Genomic DNA, 20,928 nt, shown 5'->3' with positions numbered 1-20,928 from the left:
TGGGATGGACCCGCTTCCGCCGCAGCCGCTCGAAAGGCCTTGATGACCATGCCGCGTACCCGCCCGTTCGTGCAGGTCGACGTGTTCTCCACGACTCCCTATTCCGGCAACCCGGTCGCGGTCGTCCTGGACGGGACCGACGTGAGCGACGAGGAGATGCAGCGTCTGGCGCGCTGGACGAACCTGTCCGAGACCACGTTCGTGCTGCCGCCCACCGTCCCGGAGGCGGACTACCGGCTGCGGATCTTCACGCCCGACGGTGAGCTGCCGTTCGCCGGGCACCCCACCCTCGGCTCCGCGCGCGCCTGGCTGGCGGACGGCGGTGCGCCGCGGCACGCCGACCACATCGTGCAGGAGTGCGCCGCGGGACTGGTCACCGTGCGCCGTGGCGAGGACGCGCTGGCCTTCGCCGCCCCGCCACGCGTGCGTGAGGGCGCGCTCGACGACGACGACCTGGACCGGTTCGTGGCCGCGTTCGGCATCACGCGGGACCGGGTCGTGGCCCACCAGTGGGTCGACAACGGGCCCGGCTGGGCCGTGCTCCACCTGTCCACGGCCGAGGAGGTCCTCGCCCTCGAACCCGACCTCTCCCTCATCCCGACCGCGATGGTCGGCGCGATCGGGGCCTATCCGGACGGCTCCCGGCACCGCTTCGAGCTGCGTACCTTCGCCCCCGGCGTCGGCGTCCCCGAGGATCCCGCATGCGGCAGCATGAACGCCGCCGTCGGCCAGTGGCTCACCTCCACCGGCGCCGCGCCCGCCTCCTACCGGGTCTCCCAGGGCACCCGGCTTGGACGGGCCGCGAGCATCGAGGTCACCGCCGACCCGGACGGCACGGTCTGGGTCAGCGGCGCGACCGTCGTGTGCGTCCAGGGCGCGATCACGCTCTGACCGTCCCGGTCATGCGGTGCCGGTGCCTGTGCCTGTGCCGACGTCCGTGCCGGTTTCGGCGGTGAGCGTCTTCATCGTGACGTAGCTGCTCACCGTCGCCACGCCGTGCAGGGTGGCCAGCTGGTTGGCGTGGAAGTCCTCGTAGGCGGGCAGGTCGGCGACCTCGACCTGGAGGAGGTAGTCGAAGTTGCCGGTGATGTGGTGGCAGGCGACCACTTCGGGCAGCCGGGTGACTCCTCGCTCGAAGGCGACCACGTCCGCGCGGGTGTGCCGGACCAGGCGCACCCCCGCGAAGACCCGCAGACCGCGGCCGATCGCGGCGGGGTCGATCAGGGCGCGGTAGCCGCGGATGACCCCGGACTCCTCCAGCTGCCGCACCCGCCGCAGACAGGGTGAGGGGGACAGCCCGACCCGGGCGGCCAGCTCGTTGTTGCTGATGCGGCCGTGCTGTTCGAGCACGGCCAGAATCGACCGGTCCACTTCGTCCATGGTGGCAGATTATTGCGCTGACAGCCCGCCTACCACAATCATGCGCCCGCTGCGGGCGCAATTTGCTGCCAACATTGCCGAGATCAGGTCGGATCCGAGTGCCGGTCGGTCACGCTTCCAGGAGTCGTACGGACTCCACGGAAAGGGCCGCCATGCCGGGCAGGAGCACCATCACCGTTCACGCCGACCGCGAGGTCCATCCCAGCCGTGCCGTGGCGTCGCCCATCTACCAGACGGCGGCGTTCGCGGCCGACGACTCGGAGACGTTCGCGCGGGGTGCCGTCGAGCCGCGCGGCAAGGACTTCTACACCCGCTTCGGCAACCCGAACCACGCCCAGGTCGCCGCCGTCGTCGCGGAACTGGAGAACACCGAGGCGGCCCTGGTCACCGCGTCCGGGATGGCCGCGCTCACCACGTCCGTGCTGGCCCTGGTGTCCGCCGGCGACCATGTCATCGGGCAGAGGTCCACGTACGGCGGCACGGCGTCGGTGCTGCTGAACCTGCTGCCCCGGCTCGGGGTGGAGACCACGCTGGTGGACCAGACCGACCCGGAGGCGTTCGCGAGGGCGCTGACCCCGCGGACCCGCCTGATCCTGGTGGAGTCCCCGAGCAACCCGCTGCTCCAGATCACCGACCTGCGCGCCGTGGCCGAACTGGCCCGCGCGCACGACGTGTTGACCATGGCGGACAACACCTTCGCCACCCCGCTGAACCAGCGGCCGACGGAGTTCGGCATCGACCTGGTCTGGCACAGCGCGACCAAGTACCTCAACGGCCATTCGGACGTGTCCGCCGGAGTGCTCGCCGGTCCTGCCGAAATCCTGGACCGCGTATGGGACGTCGGTCTGCTCACCGGTGCCACGCTCGGCCCGATCGACGCGTGGCTGCTGCTGCGCGGCATGCGCACCCTGCCGCTGCGGGTGCCGCGGCACAACGCCAACGGCCTGGCGCTCGCGGAGGCGCTGAGCGCGCATCCGGCGGTGACGAAGGTGCACTACCCGGGGCTGGCGACCCACGCCCAACACAAGCTGGCCGTCGACCAGATGAGCGGTTTCGGCGGGGTGCTCGGCATCGAGTTCGCCGGTGGTTTCGAGATGGCGGACGCCTTCCTCGGCCGGCTGCGCTACCCCCGCAGGTCGGCAAGCCTCGGCGGCGTGGAGTCGCTGGCCGTGCATCCGGCGTCCATGTGGCGCGGAATGCTCAGCGAGCAACAGCTGGCGGAATCGGTGCCGTTGGGCCTGGTCCGCCTGGCCGCCGGCACGGAGGACACGGCCGATCTGGTCGCGGACGCGCTCGAAGCGGCGGACGCGGTGGCGGCGCGATGACGGCGGTGGCGGCGCGATGACGGCGGTACCGGCCGCAGGGGCGACACCTCGCCTCCTCCCTCAACTCACCTGTTTCGCAAAGGAGATCCCCCGATGACGACCAAGACCCTGCTCACCGGCGGCACCGTGGTCAGCATGGACCCGGCCGTCGGCGATCTCGAACGCGGTGACGTGCTGATCGAGGACGGCGTGATCGTCGCGGTCGCCGCGCACATCGACGCGCCGGACGCCGAGGTGATCGACGCGACCGACCGGATCGTCATGCCCGGCTTCGTCGACAACCACCGCCACTCCTGGCAGACCGCGTTCCGCGGTGTCGGCGCGGACTGGACGTTCCCCGAGTGGGCGCGGGCCATGCACGGCACGGTCAAGCCCCACTACGAGCCCGAGGACGTCTACGCGGGCACCCTGCTCGGCCGCCTGGAGGCCCTGCACTCCGGGGTGACCACGATGCTGGACTGGTACCACGTCGCGCAGAGCCACGCACACGAGGACGCCGCCGTCGCCGCGCTGCGGGACGCGCCGGGGCGGTCGATCTTCTGCCTCGGTGCCGGCTGGGGCACCGCCGACGCCGTCGACTCCGACATCCGCCGCGTCCGCGCCGAGCTGGCCGGGGACGGCCTGGTCACCATGGCGCTGGGGCTGCGCGGCGCCGACGACACCGGCATGGACACCGTCGTCCGGGAGCTGAAGCTGGCGGCCGAACTCGGCCTGCGCACCAGCCTGCACGTCGACGGTGACGGGGCGAGCGGCGGCGACGGCACGCGACGCCCGGTCGCCGATCTGCACGAGCACGGCCTGCTGCGGGACACCACCACCTTCGTGCACGCCAACGGGCTCGGCGACGAAGAGCTGCGGATGCTCGCCGACGCGGGCAGCGCGGTGTCGATCAGCCCGGACGTCGAACTGAAGATGGGCTTCGGCTGGCCGATGACCGGCCGGGTGCTGGCCGCCGGCCTGCGCCCGACGCTGTCCGTCGACGACGTCCCCTCGGTCGGCGGCGACATGTTCTCCACCCTGCGGACGGCCCTCGCCGTGCAGCGCGGTCTGGACGGCGGCCTGCGCTGCCGGGACCTGCTGGAGTTCACCACCGTCGACGCGGCCCGGTCCTGCGGCCTCGACACCCGCACGGGCAGCCTCACGCCCGGCAAGGACGCCGACGTCGTCCTGTTGCGCACCGACGACCTGACCGTCTTCCCGGTCACCGACCCGGCCGGCACGATCGTCAGCGCCGGCCACCCCGGGCTGGTCGACACCGTCCTCGTCGCCGGCCGGGTGGTCAAGCGCGACGGCGCACTGGTGGGCGTGGACCTGCCGGCACTCCGGACCCGCCTGCTCGACTCCCGCAACCGGATCGCGGCCGCCGCCGGCATCCCGCTGGACGGTACGTGGCGCCCGTAACAACCTGAGAAAGATGAGAAATACGGTCGGACGGGAACGATTCGCTCGTTCCCGCTCGTCCTCCTCAGCAGCATGAACAGGACGATCAGGCGAACGTCCGTCTTCGTGCTGCTCCTGGTGTTCGCCCTGCTGATCAGGGCGACCTGGGTGCAGTTCTACGACGGCCAGGCGCTCGCGGACGACAAGGACAACCGGCGCAACGCGATCGAGACGTACGCGGACCCGCTCGGGAACATCATCGTGGGCGGGGACTCGATCACCGGCTCCACGCGGACCAAGGGCGGAGACCTCGCGTACAAACGGACGTACAAGGACGGTTCGCTGTACGCGGCGGTGACGGGCTATGCCTCGCAGAGCTACGCGCCGACACAGCTGGAGGGCATCTACCAGGATCTCCTCAACGGCACGGACAGCCGGCTGAAGACCGTGATGGACACGGTCACCGACCAGCGGGCCGCTCCGGGCAACGTGGTCACGACGATCGACCCGGACGTGCAGAAGGCCGCGTACGACGCGCTCGGCGACAAGAAGGGCGCCGCCGTCGCGATCGATCCGAAGACCGGCAAGATCCTGGCGGTCGTGTCGACACCGTCGTACGACCCGACCTCGCTGACCGACGCCAACACGGCCGGTACGGCGTGGAAGAAGCTGAACGCGGACCCGGACAAGCCGCTGACCAACCGCGCGCTGCGCCAACCGCTGCCGCCCGGCTCGACGTTCAAGCTGGTCGTGGCGGCGGCCGCGCTGGAGGACGGGCTGTACGCGAACGTGGACACGAAGACCGACAGCCCCGATCCGTACACGCTGCCGGGCACGACCACGGTCCTGGCGAACGAGAACACCTCCGCGCCCTGCGAGAACGCCACGATCCGCACCGCGCTGCGCTACTCCTGCAACAACGTCTTCGCGAAGATGGCGTTCAATCTCGGCCAGGACAAACTGAAGGCGATGGCCGAGAAGTTCGGCTTCAACGACAGTCAACTGGACGTGCCTGTAAGGGCGTACACCAGCGTCTACCCCTCCGACATGGACAAGTCGTCCACGGCCCTGACGGGCATCGGCCAGTTCGACGTGACGGCGACACCGCTCCAGATGGCCATGGTGTCGGCCGCGATCGCCAACGGCGGCAAGCTCGTCTCGCCGCACATGGTCTCGCAGATCACGAACAGCGGCGGTGACGTGCTGGAGAACTACGACGACCAGACCGACACGAAGCAGATCGTCAGCTCCTCCACCGCCGAGCAGTTGCAGTCCGCGATGCAGACGGTCGTCGAGGACGGCACCGGGACGAACGCGCAGATCGACGGCGTCACCGTGGGCGGCAAGACGGGCACGGCCCAGCACGGCGAGAACAACGACCAGACGCCGTACGCCTGGTTCACCTCGTACGGCAAGTCCGACTCCGACGGCAAGGAGGTCGCCGTGGCGGTCGTGGTCGAGCAGTCCGACGCGGCCCGCTCGGAGGTCAGCGGAAACGGGCTGGCCGCCCCCGTGGCCAAGGCCGTGATGGAGGCGGCGCTCAAGAACTGACCTGCCCGCAGGCCTACTTCACGCCCAGGATCTGCTCCACCGGGTCGATCGCGAAGTACACCAGGAACAGGGCGGAGACGCCCCACAGCAGCCAGTGCACCTCCTTGGCCTTCCCGAGGACCGCCTTGATGAGGACGTAGGCGAGGAAGCCCGCGCCGATGCCGTCGGTGATGGAGTACGTGAACGGCATCGCGGCGATGGTCAGGAACGCCGGGATGGCGATCTCGTACTTGTCCCAGTCGATGTGCTTGACGTGGGTCATCATCAGGAAGCCCACGGCGATCAGCGCGGGCGCCGCGGCCTGGAGCGGGACGATGGTCAGCAGCGGCGTGAGGAAGAGCGCGAGACCGAAGAGGCCGCCCGTGATCAGGTTGGCGAAGCCGGTGCGGGCGCCCTCGCCGACGCCCGCCGCGGACTCGATGTACGCGGTGTTGGAGGACGCGGAGCCGAGACCGCCGGCCACCGCCGCCGCGCCGTCGATGAACAGCACCCGCCCGATGCCGGGCACCTTGCCGTCGTCGTCGAGCAGTCCGGCCTCCGCGCTGATGCCGACGATCGTGCCCATGGCGTCGAAGAAGTCGGACAGGACGAGGGTGAAGACGAGCAGGACGGCGGTGATGACGCCGGCCTGCGCGAAGCCGCCGAACAGGCTGAAGTGACCGACGAGTCCGAAGTCCGGGGTGTCGACGATCTTGTCGGGGACCTTGGGTGTGGTCAGGCCCCAACTCTTGATGTCGGCGATCTCGTTGATGATGATCGCGACGATCGTCATGGTGACGATGCTGATCAGGATCGCGCCCTTCACCTTGCGGGCGATCAGCGCGATGGTGAGCAGCACGCCCACGCAGAACACCAGCACCGGCCAGCCGGTGAGCCGGCCGACCGCGCCCAACTGCACGGGCACGGTGGTGTTCGCGGCGTCCGGGATCCGGCTGACGAACCCGGCGTCGACGAAGCCGATGAAGGCGATGAACAGACCGATGCCGACGCCGATGGCCTGTTTGAGCTGGTGCGGGATGGCGTTCATGATCGCCTCGCGCAGCCCGGTGAGGACCAGGACGCAGATCAGGATGCCTTCCAGGACGACGAGGCCCATCGCGTCGTCCCAGCTCATCAGCGGGGCCAACTGGAAGGCGACGACGGCGTTGAGGCCGAGTCCGGCGGCGATGGCGAGCGGGAGGTTGCCGCCGACGCCCATGATGATCGTCATCACACAGGCCACCAGGGCGGTGGCGGTGACCAGTTGACCGGTGTCGAGCTGGTGGCCGAACTTGTCCTCCGCGCTGCCGAGGATGATCGGGTTGAGGACGAGGATGTAGGCCATCGTGAAGAAGGTGGCGAAGCCGCCGCGAATCTCGCGGCCGAAGCTGGATCCCCGTTCGGAGATCCGGAAGTACCTGTCGACGCTGTTCCCGGGTGGTGGTGCGGCGCTCGGCCGGTCGGCCACCTGCTGCGCTTCGGACATGGCGGAACTCCTCGTTGCCTGATGATCTGTGCGCGGATGCTGGCTGGATTGTTCCCGCGTCCCAGGTGTTACAGGTTTTCTCCGTGTTACGGAATCAAAGTTGCGCAAGTGACGTCATGGAAGCGGTTACCATCGCATGCCATCGACATGACATGCACACAGAAGGGGTCACCGTGGGGACAGTCGTCGACGACGCCGCCTCCGCGGAGTTCCACGCCTTCTTCGAACGGCACTACGCCGAACTCGCCCGCCTGGCCCATCTGCTGACCGGCGAGAAGGACGCGGCCGACGATCTGGCGGCGGACGCGCTGCTCGCCCTGTGGCACCGCTGGGACCGGGTCCGCACCGCCGACCACCCGGTGGCGTACGCCCGCGGGGTGGTCGCCAATCTCGCCCGGTCCCGGATCCGCAGCGCCGTGCGGGAGCGTCGGCGGATCTCCCTGTTCTGGTCGCAGCGCGAGGAACAGACCGAGAACCCCGACGTGGCCGGAGTCGTCGATGTCCAGGAGGCGCTGCGCAGGCTGCCGTTCCGCAAGCGGGCGTGCGTGGTGCTGCGGCACGCGTTCGACCTCTCGGAGAAGGACACCGCGCTCGCGCTCGGCGTGTCCGTGGGTACGGTGAAGAGCCAGACGTCCAAGGGGATGGCCGAGCTGCAACGACTGCTGGGCACCCAGGGCGTGCCGCAGAAGGTGCATGCGGCGATGGTGCGCGGCGGCGCGAGCGGAGGTCGGGAGCGATGAGGCGGCAGGACGTGCACGACGAGCTGCGCGCCCGGCTGCACGAGGCGGCCGAGGCGCACGAGCCGGACCGGGCGGGCATGCTGGCCCGGATCGAGCGGGGCATGAGCGAGCGGGACCGTCCGGACCACCGGTCGACGCGTCCGCCGGTGTGGAGTTGGGCGCGGGTGGTGGGTGCGACGGCCGCGGTGGCCGGTCTGCTGGCGGTCGGCGGGTACGCGGTGGCGTCCGCGGTGAAGGACGACGCCGCCCCGCAGCAGCGGCAGACGGTCGCGGTCTCCCCGACGCCCACGCCGTCGCCGGACGCCACGAGCCGGGCGCCCGTGCCGCCGGTACGGCAGACGCCGAGCGGGTCGGCGCAGTCGCACCGGGCGAGCGGCACCCCTTCCCCTACGCCCACTTCCTCCTCCCCCGTGCTGCCGGACGCGGCCGGCGAGAGCGACGGCCCGGTGTGGTCGGACGGCTCGGTGGACCCGCACAGCAACGACTTCTGGGGGCAGAGCAACATCACGCTCAGGACGTCCGCGCAACTGACCTCGCTCACCGTCCAATTGAAGGTCGCGCAGACCGGCGGGGTGTCGACGGCGGGTTCCTGGCGGTCGCTGCCGGAGCAGGACTTCACCCTGACGGTCGCCGAGCGGGGCGAGTTCCTCGTCTACACCTGGGTGCTCAAGGAGGGCCGTACGGTCCCCAAGGGCGAGTGGGTGTTCGCCGGGCAGTACAACCACGAGCGCGGCGGCCGGGACGCCGAGGACGACGGCTACACGGTCGAAGGCACGGCGGCGGGCCAACTGCGGTCCGTGGGCGGTGACTTCGCGAGTCACTCGAGTGACGAAGGCGACTCGTGACAACTTCCGGGAACAGCGCAACCTTTGACAGGTTCTGGGCATCTGATAGCACGTAGACACGCACAGCTGAGCGAATCTGCTACATCCCTCACCCAAAAGAGGGACAGTGGACCTGCTGACCTGAGCCCCCCTCGGTCAGCAGCAGAGCGCCCCGCCGGTGACGACCGGCGGGGCGCTCGACCTTTCGGCCGGTCCGGCTAGTCGGCCGACTCCAGCTGGGCGGTGGTGGAGACGGTGACCGTCGTCGTGGCCGCGATCGAGAGGGTGCCGGTCCTGCGGTGATGTCCGGTGCTCTGCCGCACTGGCCGGTCCTTTCCTGGACGACGGGGAACGTGATCAGGTCGCCGCCGGGCCGGGGGAGGTTGCCCCGCCTCACCGAAAGCAACCGAAACTTTCGCCACCCCGCATCGCCCGCCTACCGATTGACGTGCTGTTTCCCACTGGTGACACTCCCAAGGCGCGCAACACCCAACAGAAACCCCCACACTCAGACAGGATTGCCGATGCGCCCCAGAGCCGTGGTCGTCGCCTGCCTCACCCTCCTGCTCGCCCTGTTCACCGCGCCGCCCGGCAGCGCCCACTCAGGAGCCCCACCCGTGAACCACCCCAAGTACGCCGGCTACCTCTTCGCCTACTTCACCGGCGAGGGCACGGCCGACGGCGAACAGATCCGCTACGCCCTCAGCCGGGGCAACGACCCCCTGCACTGGCGCGAGTTGAACCAGGGCAAGCCGGTCCTGACCTCCACGATCGGCGAGAAGGGCCTGCGCGACCCGTTCGTGATCCGCTCCCCCAAGGGCGACAAGTTCTTCCTGATCGCCACCGACCTGCGCATGTACCAGAGCAGCAGCGGCAGTTGGGACGACGTCCAGCGGCACGGCAGCAAGTCGATCATGATCTGGGAGTCCACCGACCTGGTCCACTGGACCGACCAGCGCCTGGTGAAGGTGGCCCCGGACAGCGCGGGCAACACCTGGGCGCCGGAGGCCTATTGGGACGACTCGCTCGGCGAGTACGTCGTCTTCTGGGCGTCGAAGCTGTACGCCGACGACGACCCCGGGCACACGGGATCGACGTACAACAAGATGCTCTACGCGACCACGAAGGACTTCCGCAGCTTCAGCGAGCCGAAGGTCTGGGACGACCCCGGGTACTCGGTGATCGACTCGACGGTCGTGAAGTACAAGGACACCTACTACCGCTACACCAAGGACGAGCGCGACCCGTCCTCCAGCTCGCCCTGCTCGAAGTTCATCACCGGCGAGAAGTCGACGAGCCTGACCTCGACCTCGTACGACTTCGTCGCCGACTGCATCGGCAGCGGTGCGATCGACCGCGGTGAGGGCCCGACGGTGTTCAAGTCCAACACCCAGAAAAAGTGGTACCTGTTCATCGACGAGTACGGCGGTCGCGGGTACGTCCCCTTCGAGACCACCGACCTCGACTCCGGCACCTGGACGCCGTCCGCGGACTACCAGCTGCCCGCGAGTCCCCGGCACGGCACGGTACTTCCGGTGACGCAGAAGGAGTACGACCGGCTGCTCGCCGCCTACCCGAGCACGCCGACGTCGATCGTGGACGCGACGGCCAAGGGGCAGAAGGGGTACGCCGTCGTCACCGAGAGCGCCTCGAAGGTCGTGCTGCCGATGGAGCCGGGCACCGAACTCGCCCGCCTCGCGCCGGAGTTCGCCGTGGGCGAGGGCGCGCGGATCAGCCCCCGGTCCGGCACCCGGCACGACTTCCGCAAGCCGCAGCGGTACACGGTGACGGCCGCCGACGGTACGAGCCGCGTCTGGACGGTGGAGGCGGTGCCGACCCGAAGTCCGTCACTCCCGGGCTTCAACGCCGACCCGGACGTGCACTATCTGGACGGCCGGTACTGGATCTACCCGACGACGGACGGCAAGCAGGGCTGGAGCAGCACGCGTTTCAAGGCGTACTCGTCACGGGACCTGGTCCACTGGAAGGACCACGGGGTCATCCTCGACCTGGGCCCGGACGTGACGTGGGCCGACAAGTACGCGTGGGCGCCGGCGATCGCCGAGCGCGACGGCAAGTACTACTTCTACTTCTGCGCCGAGCAGCAGATCGGGGTCGCGGTCGCCGACTCACCGGCCGGACCGTTCAAGGACGCACTCGGCAAACCCCTTGTCGCCAAGGGCGGTTCGCTGAGCGGCCAGATGATCGACCCGGCCGTCTTCACGGACGACGACGGCACGTCGTATCTCTACTGGGGCAACGGCCACGGGTACGTGGTCCCGCTGAACGCCGACATGACGTCGTACGACCCGGCGAAGGTGAAGGACATCACCACGGACAACTTCCGTGAGGGTTCCTTCGTGGTCAAGCGCAAGGGCACGTACTACTTCATGTGGTCCGAGGACGACACCCGCAGCGAGAACTACCACGTGGCCTACGCGACGGGACCGTCCCCGCTCGGCCCGTGGACCAAGCGGGGGACGATCCTGTCGAAGCGTCCCGAGTACGGCATCCTCGGCACCGGTCACCACTCGGTGGTGAACACCCCCGGCACCGACGACTGGTACGTCGTCTACCACCGGTTCGGCCTGAACGGACCGGGGAAGGCGGGCGGTGACGGGATGCACCGGGAGACCACGATCGACCGTCTGGAGTTCGCCCCGGACGGGACGATCGAGCCGGTGGTGCCGACCCTGGAGTCGGTCCGGCCGGTGCGATCCGTCAAGTGACCGTCAGCTGACGAAGTACGTCGGGTTCGGGATCTTGTACGTCTTGTCGGCGTAGCCGCCGTCGAGGTCCGAGTACTGGTCGCCGAAGTTGGCGACGATCTCGTACCCGAGGTCCTTCTCGATGTGCTTGCGGGTGCCGGACTTGTACTGCACGGTGGTGCAGGTCCAGGCGCCCGGCGTGGCGCAACCGCTCAGGTACGACGGCGGGTTGGCCGCGTCCTTGAGGAACATGTGACCGGCGTCGAGGTTCACGTCGGCGCCGATCTTCTTCAGGTTGTCGACGGCCGCGGTGCGCTGCGCCTCGCTCAGACCCGAGTTGTAGAAGACCTCGACACCCTTGGACTTCGCGTACGTCACCAGTTCCGCGCTGCCGAAGACGCCCGGGCGGTCGGCCTTGTTCACGTAGGCCGCCCAAGTGGCGGAGTTGTACGTGTAGTTGTACCGCTTCTCGTAGTCGAGGCTGAGCAGCAGCGTGTCGTCGATGTCGAAGACGACCGCGGGCTTGTCGCCCTTGTGGTGCGCCTTGCGGGCTGCCTGGTCGATGTACTTCTTCGCGGCCGAGTCGATCCGCGCCAGGTCCTTGGCGTACGGGCTGGTCGCGGACGCCTGGTAGACACCGTTGGCGTCGGCCGTCGTGCCGTAGTAGGCGTCGATGTCCTTCACCAGGAGCCCGATGTTGTAGGGCTCGTGGGTGGAGTTGGCCGTGGACTGTCCGGCCGTGGCGGCACCGGCTCCGTAGAGGCCGGCGCCGGCGAGGGCACAGGCGGCGGCGAGGGCCGCGAAACGCAGTGGCTTATGCATGACAGGTAGTTCTACGCGCGTCACCCGGGCGGGCGCGAGACCCGTCGGGTAAAAAACGGGTCAAGCACCCCCAGGCGGCTCAATTCATGGTCGCCCCGATGGTCGTGCTGCCCGTGGTAAGGAAGGTCGTCGCGGGCAGGGTGCCGCTCGAACCGCGGGCGTTGTACGTGCTCGACGCGTCCGTGGAGACGAACGACGGCGTGCCGATCCCGCTGTCCCAGTTGTTGCCGGCCGAGGTGACCGAGGAACCCTTGCTCACCGCGCCCCCGCCGTTGCTCACGGCGAGGTTCTTGCCGAGCTTGGCGGCACTGGTCGCGAAGTAGTAGCCCCACTTGCTGTTGGCGTACGCGGTCGTCCGGTTGATGACGAGCGCGCCGGTGTTGGAGTTCTCCGTGAACCCGTTGCCGGCGTTGCCCCAGGCCGCCGAGTTGTTGACGACGTGCGCGACGACCTCGCCGTCGCCGCCCAGCTTGTAGCCGTTGCCGTCCCCCGCGAAGGCCGAGTCGGACCAGCGGTTGTAGCCGTTGCCGAAGGACCAGGTGTGCTCGACGGTGACCGGGGTGGAGAAGGACCAGAAGTCGATCCCGTCGTCCGAGTTGTTGTAGAGGCGCGCCCCGGTGACCAGGTTCCCGCTCCCCGACCCGAACTTGATGGCGACCCCGTCCGCGTTCTCGCCGTGCGTGGCGGCGTCGTAATTGCCGTACGAGTCGAGGTTCTTGACCGTGTTGTTCACGGTCCCGTCGCCGGTGAGGGTGAAGCCGGAGTCGCCGCCGTTGATGGTCTTGACGTTGTTCCAGTTGGTGCCGGTGCAGGACTGGCAGACGACCGCGCTGTCCGGGGAGTTCTGGAAGGTGAGGTTGGAGACGTTCCAGTAGTCGGCGGTCAGCTTGAAGATCCAGGACCCGGACGGCAGCGACGAACCGTCGATCTTCACGGTCTCCGAGCCGTACGCGGTGAGCGTGACCGGCGCGGACGAGGTGCCGTTCGTCGTGGACTGGAGGGTGGCCGTCGGGTAGTACGTGCCGCCGCGCACCTGAATGACCGTGCCTGCGGTGGCACTTGAGATGGCGCTGGTCAGCTCGGCGTTCGTGTCGACGACGACCGTGGCCGCGTGGGCCTGGGTGGGGAGGACGGCGAGCCCCGCGCCGATGGCGAGGGCCGTGCCGAGGGTGAGAGCGGTACGACGAGACATAGGAGTGCGGTCCTTTCGTCGTTCTGTCGCGGATGAGGGGTACTTCAGGGACGCCAGTCACCGAGGTAGGCCGCGGGGGTGTGCGACCTGGCCTCGGTGCGGGTGAGTTGGGGCCGGTTCCCGGGAACGGTGATCGCCGAGCCCGGCCCGGTGTTGCGGTACTCGTGGAAGCGCATGGACTGCCAGGGGTAGGCGTCGCGCATGTTGGTGTACGGGGCCACGGCGTCGATGCCGGGCCCGATCCGGGTGTCGCGGACGACCAGGGACGGCCAGGCGGTCGTCTCGTACGACGGCACCCAGGGCCGGGCCAGCTTGTACGCGGCGTCCTCGGCACCGGAGGTGATCCGGGAGCGGACGGCGAGGATGCCGTGCGGGTTGGCCCGGGCGGTGGAGGGGGCGAAGACCATGCCCTTGGGGGTGAAGGTCACGTCCCGTTGGAGGGTGTGGAAGTGACACTCCTCGAACACGGCGGTGGCCCGCCCGAAGACGAAGTCGACGTCGCCCTCGATGTAACACCGGTGGAAGTACTGCCGGTCGAAGACGTCCAGCGCGCTGGTGTCGACGAAGAGGGTGTCCTGGTGGGCCAGCAGCCGCACGTTCTCGAAGCGCGTGCGATCGCCGTAGGTGTAGGCGGCCACCGCCTGGGTCCCGGTGATCTCGGGATGGTCGGCCCGCAGCCAGTCGTTGGCGATCGCCAGGTCCCGGACGGTCAGCCCGGGCGCGGCCGAGGTGAAGGTGGCGGAGCCGGCCGTGCCGTAGGTGGTGCCGTCGGGTTTCTGCGTGCCGTTCGCGTGATCGAAGACGATGACGGCGTCACGGGGATCGCGGGTGGCCCCGTGCAGGGTCAACTCTCCTTTGTCCGCCGGGATGTTCACGACCTCGCGATACGTCCCCGGATGCACGACGATCGTCCGGCCGGGACCGTCCACCGCGTCGACGGCCGCCTGGACGGAGTCGCCGGGGCGGACGTGCAGGACCCGGCGGGCGGAGTGCGAAAAGGCGGGGGCGCGGACGGTGGCGGCGAGCGCGTGGCCGGTGCCGACACCCACCCCCGCACCGACCCCCACCACCCCACCGGCGATACCCGTCAGCAGAGTGCGTCGGCGCATCTCAGCAGCCCTCCGACCACGGCGTCCAGTCGCCCAGCCAGTCCTCCCGGGTCGCCGACGCGGCCTCGGCGGGGGCGAGTTGGGGCCGGTTCGCGGGGACGGTGATCCGGGCGCCGGGACCGGTGTTGCGGTACTCGGCGAAGCGCTGGCTCTGCCACGGGTAGGTGTCCGACATGTTGGTGTAGGGCGCGACCGCGTCGATGCCGGGTCCGAGGTGGGTCTCCCGGACGGTGAGCATCGGACGGGCCGTGGTGTCGGAGCTGGGCACCCAGGGGCGGGCCAACTTGTAGGCGGCGACCGGGGCTTCACTGCTGACCCGCCCACGGATCACCAGATAGCCGCGCGGGTTGGCGGCCGCGGTGGAGGGCGCGAAGACGAAGCCGTACGGGGCGGAGGCCAGGTCGGTGCGGTTCAGGGTCCGGAAGTGGCAGTCCTCGTAGACCGCGGTGGCCCGGCCGAAGACGAAGTCGACGTCACCCTCGGCATAGCAGTGGGCGTAGTACTGGCGGGCGAAGGTGCCGAGCGCGAGCGTGTCGGCGTACAGGGTGTCCTGGTGGCCGAGGAAACGGCAGTGGGTGAACGAACTCCGGTCGCCCTGCACCTTGATGGCGACCGCCTGGGTCGCGGTGATGTCGGGGTGGTCGGCGCGCAGCCAGTCGTTGGCGAAGGTGATCCAGCGGGCGGTGAACCCGTCGGCCTGGACGGTCGTGGTGGCCGAGCCGGTGGTCCCGTAGGTGCCGCCGCCCGGCTTGGCGGTGCCGGCCGCGTTGTCGTGGACGATCACGACGTCCCGGGGGTCCTCGGAGGCGCCGATCCAGGTGGCCTCGGTGCGGGTGACGTCGACGACGACCGTCTCCCGGTAGGTGCCGGGGGCGATGACGAGGGTCCGGCCGCTGCCGGTCGCGGCGGTCACGGCGGCCTGCACGGTGAGGTGGTCGCCGCGACCGTGCGGGTCGACGTACAGGGTCCCCGGGGTGAGGCGGCGGTCGGGGGAACCGTAGCGGCCGAAGGGGCGGGGTCGGCCGGTGACCGCGTGCGCCGGTATGGCGACGAGGCCGGCTCCGATGCCGACGACACCGGCGGCGAACCGCCTTCTGGACAGGGGGCGTTGGTGATGCGAGGGCATGCGGGTGCTCCTTCGCGGTACTGAGAGACGTTGAGGGGTGCCGAGCCGTGCCTGGGAGCGACCGGGGCGGAGCAGGGCGCGCCACCCCGGTCGGCGGCCGTACGAAAGACCCGTACGAGGACCCGTACGAAGGACCGATCAGCCCAGGCGCCCCGAACCGGCGCCGCAGTCGACGATGCGCGGGACGGCCCTGGCCGAGTCGACCTTGGTCCGCAGCGTCGGTGTCCAACCCGCCCCGGACTCCAGGACCTCGGCGGGGATCTCGGCGTTGTGGACGGCGATCAGGTCCGTCTTCACGCCGTTGACGTAGTTGTCGTCGGCGGTCAGCGGCGAGACGTTCCACCGCTTGAGCACCTTGCCCGCACTGACCCCTTCGGCGAGCGTGAACGCGTTGTGCTCGGCGACGAGTTGGGACTCCTTGCCGATGCCGAAGCTGTAGGAATAGCCGTCGTTCGCGACGAAGTGGTTGTTGTACGAGTCCACTTGGCCGAACCGGACGCGGGGCGCGCGCTCCACAAGGTTCGAGAACAAGTTGTGATGGAACGTCACCTTCAAATGCCCCCGGTCACCGACGGCCGTCGACTCGCTGTCGCTGTTGCCGACGAGGATCGTCTTGTCGTGGTCCTCGAAGACGTTCCAGGATGCGGTGACGTAGTCGGCGCCCCTGACGACGTCGAGTTCACCGTCGTGCTGTTCGTAGATGCGGCCGTAGTAGGACGGCAGGGTGCTGTCCGGGTGGTCGCCGTCGGTGAACGTGTTGTGGTCCATCCACACATGGGTCGAGCCGTAGATCACCGCGCTGTCGTACTCGGAGTTCCAGTTGCCGACGGCGGTGTCGGTCGGGTCCCACTGCGGGAAGCAGTCGAGGGGGCTCTCGAAGCTCAGGTTGCGGACGATGACGTTGTCGACGCCCTTGATCTGGAGGCTGGCACCGCTGAAACCGGCGTTCCTGCCGAGGCCGACGATGGTGGTGTTGGCCGGCACGGACGCCTTGATGTAGGCGTCCTGGTTCGCGGCGGAGGCCCGGCGCAGCCCCTCGGGACTGCCGTCGGCCTCGCCGTCCAGGTTCTTGTCACGCCCCCAGACGGCGGGATCGTACGTCGCCAGGTAGCCGGCGAAGTCGTACCCGGCCGCCTCGAACGAGGCACAGCTCGGCCCGTCGGCGTCGATGACGCCCTTCACCTTGATGATCTTCGGCGCGCTGCCGGCGGCGGCGAGCGCGGCCTTGAAGCCGCCCCAGTCGCTGACGGTGTAGACGTGCGCGGCATCGGCGGCGGCGCCGCCCGTGGTGCCGGTGCCCGCGGCGGCCCAGCCGTCGTTCGCGGGCAGCACCTGCCGGTCGAGGGCGGGCCGGTGAGCGGCCTGGGCCGTCCCGGTCCCGGTGACGGCGAGCACGAGGGCCGTGCAGCCCACGGTTGCGATCATGACGCGCGCATGACATTTCAGTACGTGCATGGTGCGGGTCTCCTCAGCTATGCGGGTGGCCAAGTGATCCAGAAAGCGGGAATGTCCTCGTCCAGCCGGACGACATCGCGCCGGGCCAGCACTCGCTTACGCACCGACTCCCGCGCCACGAGCCGCGCCACGGCGATGGCCCCCGGCGGATTGAAGTGCGTGTTGTCCTGCTCGGTGTCGGTCCAGTTGAAGTAGCTCTTCGTCGCCTCGACCCCGAGCGCCTGCCAGAGCGCGAGCGACAGCGCCTCGATGTCGAGCAACGGAACCCGTTCCGCGACAGCGAGCGCGCGCATGGCCGCCGGATACTCGCCGTGGGTCGGCAGAGCATTCCCGCCGGCATCGAACCGCCGACGCTCGACGGGAGTGGCGAGGACGGGCCGGGCACCTTTCGCCCGAGCCCCCTCGATGTAGAGCCGCAGATAGTCCTGATACGTGGACCACGGCTCGGTGTAGCGGGTGGGATCGTCACTCTTCTCGTCGTTGTGCGCGAACTGGACGAGCAGGAGATCCCCCCGCCGAATCACCGAAAGAATCGCATCAAGCCGACCCTCATCGACAAAACTCTTCGAACTACGCCCGTTCACGGCGTGATTGGCAACGGCCACGTTCTTCCGGAGAAAGAACGGCAGGGCCATCCCCCACCCGGTCTCAGGCGCGGCGTCAGCGAATTTCTGAGCAGCGGTGGAATCACCGGCGATATAGAGAGTCCGTTCCCGCTCCGGCCGCCGCCCGATGAGAGGAACGGCACCAAGAGCGGCAACGCCAAGCTGCCTACGGCCAACTACCAAGACCGTCCACCTTCCCAACCTCTTAGGGGCGCGGGGAACTGCGCGACCAGCCACAACGGACCCGCAGTCCCCCACAAACCGAAACCACCCACACCCTCAGTGGTTCTTCTTCCAATCCACCTGCGCCGCGTTCAACTGCTCGGCCAACGTGTCCAGAAACTCCTTCGCCGTCATCTTCCCGAGCAACACCTTCTGATAGTTCGGCTCGTTGTCGGCCTTGGAGATCGTGTTCCAGTCCGGCAGGTAATACGGCAGCTGCACAATCTTCGTCCCGTTGCCGTTCAACGCCTCCGCCGCCAGCTTCGTGGGCTCCGCCGACTGGATCCACGCGTCCTGCGCAGCCTCCGTGTTGGCCGGTATCTGCCCCGCCGACTCGTTGAACTTGGAGTTCTCCTCGTGCGAGAGGGCGAACTCGACGAACTTCCAGGAAGCCGCCTTGTTCTTGCTGGACTTGAACACGCTCAACCCGTCGACGGGGTTCGAGATCTGCACCCGACTGCCGTCGTCCTGCGTCGGATTGGGCAGCCCGCGGAACTTGTCCGCGCCCAGCGCCTTCAAGTGGTCCTGGTACGACCCGAGGTTGTGGCTCAGCATCCCGATCGTGCCGCTGTCCCACTGCGCGACCATCTTGGTGAAGTCGTTGTTGACGTCGGCGGACGGCGTGTCCTTCTTGTACAGCGCGACGTACTTCTCCAAGGCGGCAACGTTCTTGGGGTCGTTGACCGTCGTCTTGTCACCGTTCCAGAACGAAGTGATCCCGCTCTGGCCGTACGCCGCGTCCAGGGCCGGCGCGATGGAGCCCTCGCCGCCGCGAATGGTGAACCCGAACTCGTTCTTGCCCTTGTCCGTGAGCTTGTCGGCGGCGGCGTAGAAGTTCGACCAGGTCGTCGGCGCCTCCAGTCCGGCGTTCTTGAACAGGTCCGTCCGGTACCACAGCGTCCCGTTGTTGGACGAGGTCGGGATCTGGTACAGCTTGTCGCCGCCGCCCGCGGCCCGGCTGCCGTCCACGAGGTTCTGGCTCAGCTTGCCCTTCAACGGACTCTTCGCCAGCCGGCTGTCCAGCGGCTCCAACGCGCCCTGCACCGCGACCTCGGCGAGCATCGCGGTGCCCACCCCGCCGACGTCGGGCAGGCCGCCGCCCTGGATGGCGGTGTCGTACTTGGACTGGGCACTGGCGGCGGGGATGCCGACGTACTTGACCTTGATGTCCGGGTTCTTCTTCTCGAAGTCGGCGATGATCTCCTTCCATATGTCGGTGCGGACACCGCCGTTGTTGTCCCAGAAGGTGATCTCGCCCTTGCCGGAGCCCTCGTCGCCCTTGTCCCCCGCGCTCCCGCTGCCGTCGTCACCGCAGGCGGTGGCGGTCAGCGCGAGCACGGAACCCAGGGTGACGGCGAGGGCGAGGCGCCTGCTTCTGCGGATGCTGAACTTCATCGGTCGGCTCTCTTCTTGAGGAGGTGGCGGACTGGGCAAGCGCTTGCCATGCAGGTGCTGCGTCATTGCGGCTCCCAACAGGACTACGAGGGCGGTGGGTTGTAAGGGATTACAAGGAGTCGATCCTGAAGTGCGCGAAGGTTGCCGCACCGGCGTGGCCGCCGCCGGTGGGCGCGAGGGCGAAGAGCCCCAACAGGGCGCCGATCCAGCGCCAGGGGGTGGCGGCGAAGACGGGCCCTGAAGGTCGCGGGCCGTCACCGATGTCGTAGAAGAACCGGCAGCGCGCCTGCGCGCCGATCTCGATCCGCAGCCGGACGCGTCCCTCCGGCGCGAGCTGTGCGTGAGCGGCATCGCGCTCCCGCTCGGCGACCTCCTCGGCGAACCGGTGCACGACGTGGACCGCCCCGTCCTCGCCCCGCTGGAGCCCGATCCAGCCGAACGCGTCGCCGAGCACCGCGAGTCCGGCGCGCGCGCCCGACTCCTCGCTGTGCAGCCGCAGTTCGACCTCGACGGCGGACGGCGTGCCGGGCAGCCGCTGGGTGAGCAGGTTCGGCACCTTGCGCAGGTCGTGCGCGTCGGCCGTGCGCACGCAGGCCAGCCGCAGGCCGTCACCGGAGTGCTGGGTGGCCCACCCCGGTTGCGGGTTGGCGGTCCACTGCCACTGCCGGCCGAAGCGACCGCCGGGGAAGTCGTCGTCGGTGGCGGGTGCGGTGGGTGGTTGAGGTGGGAGGTCGGGGCGCCGGTGTACGGCGACGGGCGCGCCGTCGTTGCCCAGCACCGGCCAGCCGTCCTCGCCCCACCGCATCGGCTGGAGGTGGACGACCCGCCCGTAGGCGCCGCGCTGTTGGAAGTGCAGGAACCAGTCCTCGCCGGACGGCGTCCGCACCCAGCCGCCCTGGTGCGGGCCGTTGACGTCGGTGTCCCCCTGCTCCAGGACGACCTTCGCCTCGTACGGTCCGAAGAAGTCCCGTGCGCGCAGGGCGCCCTGCCAGCCGGTCTCCACTCCTCCGGCGGGCGCCAGGATCCAGAACCAGCCGTCGTGCCGGTGGAGCTTGGGGCCTTCGAGGGTGAACCAGCCGGGGATCCGGTCGCCGTCGACGATCACCTTTCCCTCGTCGAGGAGTTCGGTGCCGTCGGGGCGCATGCGGTGGCCGGTGAGCCGGTTCTTGATGCCCGAGCGGGACTTGGCCCAGGCGTGCACCAGGTACGCCTCGCCGGTCTCCTCGTCCCACAGCGGGCAGGGGTCGATGAGTCCGCGGCCCGCCTTCAGGAGGTGGGGGCGGGTCCAAGGGCCCCTGATCTCGTGGGCGTTGATCTGGAAGATGCCGTGGTCGGGGTCGCCCCAGAAGATCCAGAAGCGGTCCTCGTGGTGCCGGAGGGAGGGCGCCCAGACTCCGCCGTCCGGCCGGGGTGTCCTGAACTCCCGGGTGGGTTCGAGGCGTTCGAGGGCGTGGCCGATCAGTGTCCAGTTGACGAGGTCGCTGGAGTGCAGGAGGGGCAGTCCGGGGACGCGGCCGAAGCTGGAGGCGGTGAGGTAGAAGTCGTCGCCGACGTGGATCACGTCGGGGTCGGACCAGTCGGCGTTCAGGACGGGGTTGGTGTACGTCTCAGAAGTCATCGGCTCCGAGG

General features: G+C 69.1%; 17 protein-coding genes. 7 read left to right on the top strand and 10 right to left on the bottom strand.

Annotation, left to right across the window (positions count from 1 at the left end; genetic code table 11):
* Nucleotides 1-42: 42 nt before the first annotated feature.
* The gene (locus tag ACWD5F_RS27090) at nt 43-891 is read left to right on the top strand and encodes a PhzF family phenazine biosynthesis protein (RefSeq protein WP_451258119.1); all 849 of its coding nucleotides are present in this window, start codon (nt 43-45) and stop codon (nt 889-891) included.
* 9 nt (nt 892-900) lie between these two features.
* Here the strand turns inward: ACWD5F_RS27090 and ACWD5F_RS27085 are convergent, their stop codons facing one another.
* Nucleotides 901-1,380, bottom strand: coding sequence for an Lrp/AsnC family transcriptional regulator (locus ACWD5F_RS27085; RefSeq protein ID WP_451258117.1), 480 nt, complete (start codon nt 1,378-1,380; stop codon nt 901-903).
* Nucleotides 1,381-1,532: 152 nt separating this feature from the next.
* Here ACWD5F_RS27085 and ACWD5F_RS27080 point away from each other — a divergent pair, with 152 nt between their 5' ends.
* From ACWD5F_RS27080 to ACWD5F_RS27070, 3 genes are all read left to right on the top strand, one after another.
* Nucleotides 1,533-2,705 carry a trans-sulfuration enzyme family protein gene (locus tag ACWD5F_RS27080; protein WP_451258115.1) on the top strand — a complete coding sequence of 391 codons (1,173 nt, stop codon included), beginning with the start codon at nt 1,533-1,535 and terminating at the stop codon, nt 2,703-2,705.
* 93 nt (nt 2,706-2,798) lie between these two features.
* Nucleotides 2,799-4,106 (top strand): amidohydrolase family protein, encoded by a 1,308-nt coding sequence (locus ACWD5F_RS27075; RefSeq protein WP_451258113.1) that lies wholly within the window; start codon nt 2,799-2,801, stop codon nt 4,104-4,106.
* Nucleotides 4,107-4,178: 72 nt separating this feature from the next.
* Nucleotides 4,179-5,636, top strand: a complete 1,458-nt coding sequence (locus ACWD5F_RS27070) for a peptidoglycan D,D-transpeptidase FtsI family protein (RefSeq protein WP_401727971.1) — start codon at nt 4,179-4,181, stop codon at nt 5,634-5,636.
* A 13-nt stretch (nt 5,637-5,649) separates the two neighbouring features.
* Here the strand turns inward: ACWD5F_RS27070 and ACWD5F_RS27065 are convergent, their stop codons facing one another.
* Nucleotides 5,650-7,101 carry an NCS2 family permease gene (locus tag ACWD5F_RS27065; RefSeq protein ID WP_451258110.1) on the bottom strand — a complete coding sequence of 484 codons (1,452 nt, stop codon included), beginning with the start codon at nt 7,099-7,101 and terminating at the stop codon, nt 5,650-5,652.
* A gap of 173 nt (nt 7,102-7,274) precedes the next feature.
* Between ACWD5F_RS27065 and ACWD5F_RS27060 the strand changes: the two genes are divergently transcribed.
* The 3 genes from ACWD5F_RS27060 (at nt 7,275) to ACWD5F_RS27050 (ending at nt 11,394) form a co-directional block, all read left to right on the top strand.
* A complete protein-coding gene (locus ACWD5F_RS27060; protein ID WP_451258109.1) occupies nt 7,275-7,841 on the top strand; it encodes a SigE family RNA polymerase sigma factor in 567 nt (188 codons plus the stop codon).
* Nucleotides 7,838-8,686, top strand: coding sequence for a hypothetical protein (locus ACWD5F_RS27055; protein WP_451258107.1), 849 nt, complete (start codon nt 7,838-7,840; stop codon nt 8,684-8,686). The genes ACWD5F_RS27060 and ACWD5F_RS27055 overlap by 4 nt, the downstream gene beginning before the upstream one ends.
* Nucleotides 8,687-9,189: 503 nt before the next feature.
* Entirely contained in the window at nt 9,190-11,394 is a 2,205-nt protein-coding gene (locus ACWD5F_RS27050) for a family 43 glycosylhydrolase (RefSeq protein WP_451258105.1), read from the top strand.
* Between the two features lie 3 nt (nt 11,395-11,397).
* Here the strand turns inward: ACWD5F_RS27050 and ACWD5F_RS27045 are convergent, their stop codons facing one another.
* From ACWD5F_RS27045 to ACWD5F_RS27010, 8 genes are all read right to left on the bottom strand, one after another.
* Entirely contained in the window at nt 11,398-12,195 is a 798-nt protein-coding gene (locus tag ACWD5F_RS27045) for an HAD family acid phosphatase (RefSeq protein WP_401727977.1), read from the bottom strand.
* A gap of 79 nt (nt 12,196-12,274) precedes the next feature.
* The gene (locus ACWD5F_RS27040) at nt 12,275-13,387 is read right to left on the bottom strand and encodes a right-handed parallel beta-helix repeat-containing protein (protein WP_451258103.1); all 1,113 of its coding nucleotides are present in this window, start codon (nt 13,385-13,387) and stop codon (nt 12,275-12,277) included.
* Nucleotides 13,388-13,431: 44 nt separating this feature from the next.
* Nucleotides 13,432-14,496 (bottom strand): pectinesterase family protein, encoded by a 1,065-nt coding sequence (locus tag ACWD5F_RS27035; RefSeq protein ID WP_451258102.1) that lies wholly within the window; start codon nt 14,494-14,496, stop codon nt 13,432-13,434.
* Between the two features lies 1 nt (nt 14,497).
* Nucleotides 14,498-15,622, bottom strand: a complete 1,125-nt coding sequence (locus ACWD5F_RS27030) for a pectinesterase family protein (protein WP_451258100.1) — start codon at nt 15,620-15,622, stop codon at nt 14,498-14,500.
* A 138-nt stretch (nt 15,623-15,760) separates the two neighbouring features.
* Entirely contained in the window at nt 15,761-17,077 is a 1,317-nt protein-coding gene (locus ACWD5F_RS27025; RefSeq protein ID WP_451258098.1) for a pectate lyase family protein, read from the bottom strand.
* 17 nt (nt 17,078-17,094) lie between these two features.
* Complete coding sequence (locus ACWD5F_RS27020; protein ID WP_451258097.1) at nt 17,095-17,865, bottom strand: rhamnogalacturonan acetylesterase; 771 nt, start codon at nt 17,863-17,865, stop codon at nt 17,095-17,097.
* A gap of 96 nt (nt 17,866-17,961) precedes the next feature.
* Entirely contained in the window at nt 17,962-19,299 is a 1,338-nt protein-coding gene (locus ACWD5F_RS27015) for an ABC transporter substrate-binding protein (protein WP_451258095.1), read from the bottom strand.
* A gap of 109 nt (nt 19,300-19,408) precedes the next feature.
* Nucleotides 19,409-20,917 (bottom strand): family 43 glycosylhydrolase, encoded by a 1,509-nt coding sequence (locus ACWD5F_RS27010; RefSeq protein ID WP_451258093.1) that lies wholly within the window; start codon nt 20,915-20,917, stop codon nt 19,409-19,411.
* Nucleotides 20,918-20,928 lie beyond the last annotated feature (11 nt).

The sequence above is a fragment of the Streptomyces sp. NPDC002499 genome (genome assembly GCF_053595415.1).
The sequence above is the reverse complement of the archived record's forward strand: the minus strand, read 5'-3'. Positions and strand labels throughout refer to the sequence as shown.

Coding starts and splice junctions, on each gene's coding strand:
- ACWD5F_RS27090 (WP_451258119.1), top strand. CDS start 43: ATGACCATGCCGCGTACCCGCCCGTTCGTGCAGGTCGACGTGTTCTCC.
- ACWD5F_RS27085 (WP_451258117.1), bottom strand. CDS start 1,380: ATGGACGAAGTGGACCGGTCGATTCTGGCCGTGCTCGAACAGCACGGC.
- ACWD5F_RS27080 (WP_451258115.1), top strand. CDS start 1,533: ATGCCGGGCAGGAGCACCATCACCGTTCACGCCGACCGCGAGGTCCAT.
- ACWD5F_RS27075 (WP_451258113.1), top strand. CDS start 2,799: ATGACGACCAAGACCCTGCTCACCGGCGGCACCGTGGTCAGCATGGAC.
- ACWD5F_RS27070 (WP_401727971.1), top strand. CDS start 4,179: ATGAACAGGACGATCAGGCGAACGTCCGTCTTCGTGCTGCTCCTGGTG.
- ACWD5F_RS27065 (WP_451258110.1), bottom strand. CDS start 7,101: ATGTCCGAAGCGCAGCAGGTGGCCGACCGGCCGAGCGCCGCACCACCA.
- ACWD5F_RS27055 (WP_451258107.1), top strand. CDS start 7,838: ATGAGGCGGCAGGACGTGCACGACGAGCTGCGCGCCCGGCTGCACGAG.
- ACWD5F_RS27050 (WP_451258105.1), top strand. CDS start 9,190: ATGCGCCCCAGAGCCGTGGTCGTCGCCTGCCTCACCCTCCTGCTCGCC.
- ACWD5F_RS27045 (WP_401727977.1), bottom strand. CDS start 12,195: ATGCATAAGCCACTGCGTTTCGCGGCCCTCGCCGCCGCCTGTGCCCTC.
- ACWD5F_RS27040 (WP_451258103.1), bottom strand. CDS start 13,387: ATGTCTCGTCGTACCGCTCTCACCCTCGGCACGGCCCTCGCCATCGGC.
- ACWD5F_RS27035 (WP_451258102.1), bottom strand. CDS start 14,496: ATGCGCCGACGCACTCTGCTGACGGGTATCGCCGGTGGGGTGGTGGGG.
- ACWD5F_RS27030 (WP_451258100.1), bottom strand. CDS start 15,622: ATGCCCTCGCATCACCAACGCCCCCTGTCCAGAAGGCGGTTCGCCGCC.
- ACWD5F_RS27025 (WP_451258098.1), bottom strand. CDS start 17,077: ATGCACGTACTGAAATGTCATGCGCGCGTCATGATCGCAACCGTGGGC.
- ACWD5F_RS27015 (WP_451258095.1), bottom strand. CDS start 19,299: ATGAAGTTCAGCATCCGCAGAAGCAGGCGCCTCGCCCTCGCCGTCACC.
- ACWD5F_RS27010 (WP_451258093.1), bottom strand. CDS start 20,917: ATGACTTCTGAGACGTACACCAACCCCGTCCTGAACGCCGACTGGTCC.